The organism is bacterium (genome assembly GCA_018812485.1).
Lineage (GTDB): Bacteria > JAHJDO01 > JAHJDO01 > JAHJDO01 > JAHJDO01 > JAHJDO01.
This window is the reverse complement of record JAHJDO010000145.1, coordinates 1-2,157: the sequence shown is the minus strand read 5'-3', so window position 1 is coordinate 2,157 and position 2,157 is coordinate 1. Positions and strand designations below refer to the sequence as shown.

The 2,157-nt window shown below is 63.7% G+C and carries 2 protein-coding genes; both read right to left on the bottom strand.

What is annotated here, in order from left to right; genetic code table 11:
• Positions 1-203: 203 nt before the first annotated feature.
• On the bottom strand, positions 204-479 hold the full coding sequence (locus KKC91_12440) for a hypothetical protein (protein ID MBU0479355.1): 276 nt from the start codon (positions 477-479) through the stop codon (positions 204-206).
• 908 nt (positions 480-1,387) lie between these two features.
• The gene (locus KKC91_12435; GenBank protein ID MBU0479354.1) at positions 1,388-1,666 is read right to left on the bottom strand and encodes a hypothetical protein; all 279 of its coding nucleotides are present in this window, start codon (positions 1,664-1,666) and stop codon (positions 1,388-1,390) included.
• Positions 1,667-2,157 lie beyond the last annotated feature (491 nt).

Sequence of the window (2,157 nt, the reverse complement as noted above, 5' to 3'; positions counted from 1 at the left end):
CGGCATAACGGCTCTTCCGTTTCTAGGTGCAAACCCCCCGGAAACTTGCTAGCCAGCGTGACCGGCCTGGGACCACCCCCGGCGACTACTGCTAGCCCTAGCAGAAGAAACCGGCGTTGTCAACGGGCTGAAAGCCCGCAAAGGCCGGATTTCTTGGCATGTTTCGGCTCATGCCCACCCGCAGATGTGTTTTGGGCATCGTCTCAAATCGTAACCCCGGAACTTGACAGTTGTTGCGTCAATTCGACGGGGTTCATTTGCAGCAGGGCCCACCAGTCGGTCGTGGGTAGTGGTAGGCCCAGATGCTCGTAGGGACAGCGGGTCCGACGCTTGCCGCTGCGAAAGGGCCGGCAGTTCCAGTACAGCCGCTTCAGGTCCAGCATCGGCTGGGTGACCGTCCGGTGCCGGCCTTGGTGCATCCGGAGAACGCTGTTCATGCACTCCACGGCACTGCTGGCCCGGACCGTCTGCCGCAACACTGCCACCACCCTCTGGTAGGACTCCTGCCAGTTCGGCTCCAGCTTCCGGCAATACTCCGTCTGGACCAACTCGGCGGCCAACCAGCGTCCGCTACCGGGGGCATCCGTGGGATCCGACGAGGACTGCCGCCGCAGCCACCACCGCCGCAGAAGCGCTTCGCGAAGTTCCTCACGCGGCTCGGCCAGTTCCAGGTGCCGATGGAGCCGGTCCAAAAAGGTCAAGCTCCGCCGATTGGCCAACGACCGCCGCACCTTCGCCCATGCGTCGCCGAGGAGGTCTTTCACCGCCGAGGCGATCTCTTGTTGTGCCCACGCCCGATCATTCAGCCGACCGTCCGGCCGAAACAACTCCAAGGTCGTCTCGATACGCTTCCACGCCCGCTCCATGCGGTCGTACTGCTCCATGGACTGCTCGACCTGCTTCCACGCCTTCGCCGCCGTCCCGCCGAAGCCCCGACGATCTCCTCCATGTCGCCACGCCTCTTGGATCCGCCGGTCCGCCTTCTCCGCCCGCGCCCACCCCGACTCCACCCGCTTCCACGCCCGCCGCAGGACTCGATGCGCGTCCTGCTTCGTATGGAACACGTCCAGGCTTACGTCCAACGTTTTCGTGTTCCCCTCACGTTCCCGCTGGGCCTGAAACTCCTTCAAGCCGCGTCTCATTCCACTCCCGCCGTCCACCACGGCCTGCTCCAGTTCCTCGAAGCCCTCCAGGGCCTGGCTCCACGTCCGGCCGCTACGGTCCGCCGCTTGCTGGCCCAGTACCCACGCCATGCTGTGCGGTTCCACACCGACCAATACCGGCCTGCCATGGAAGAAAATCTCGTCGAAGCAGCCGATTCTCACCAAACGGCCAGATGCCTCATCCAAGCCCTTCAACACCCGTCCGGCCGCCACCGCACAAGCCTTCACCCACCGCGCGATCTTTGAACGGCTGGGGCATTTTTTTTTGCGACAACCTCCAACAATTCCCGCGTTTGCGAATAGCTCAGCCCCATCGCCGTGGCCGTGGCAGCAAACCGCTGCTGCTGGGCCTCGGAGAACTCGATTGCCTCAGACAGCCGCCGCTGTAGCTCGGCAATCTGCAATCTCTGCTGCCGCACCTGCTGGCGGAAGTCCGCACGCGATGCACCACCTCCTGCCGCATCCGTCACCGCCTGTTCGACCTTCGCGGCGTGGTCATACACCGCCTGCCGACTGCACCCGACGGCCCGCGCCCGCCGAGAAACCGCCCCCCATCCTCCTACCCAAACCGCCGCAGCGTTCCCGATCCATGAGATAATAGGTAATCTGGCCATTTCCGTGAACCTCCCTGTACACGGTGACTCCCCCCTCGTATCTTCAGCCTCCAACCACACCCTTTCGCCTCAAATCTGTCAACGTCAATCCGGCCCAAAATGGGCAGTTTGGGACGATGCCCCAAATCGACCCCCGGCAAACGGGACTGACTCCCTGCCGCGATGTCGTAAGTCGGCCGCAGGAAACGCCTTACGAACTACGCCCCAACGCCCGGGTATGGAGGTCGCCCAGCGTGGGGCGGACGAAAAAGAAACAACTCGCCCCAGGTCAACCGCCGCCGACAAGCTGCACCTTGGCGACACGTGACTCGATCGGCAACCGTCACTTCGGCTTCTTCAGCCCCAGCCGGGTGATCCGCGACGCCAGCGTGGTCGGCTTG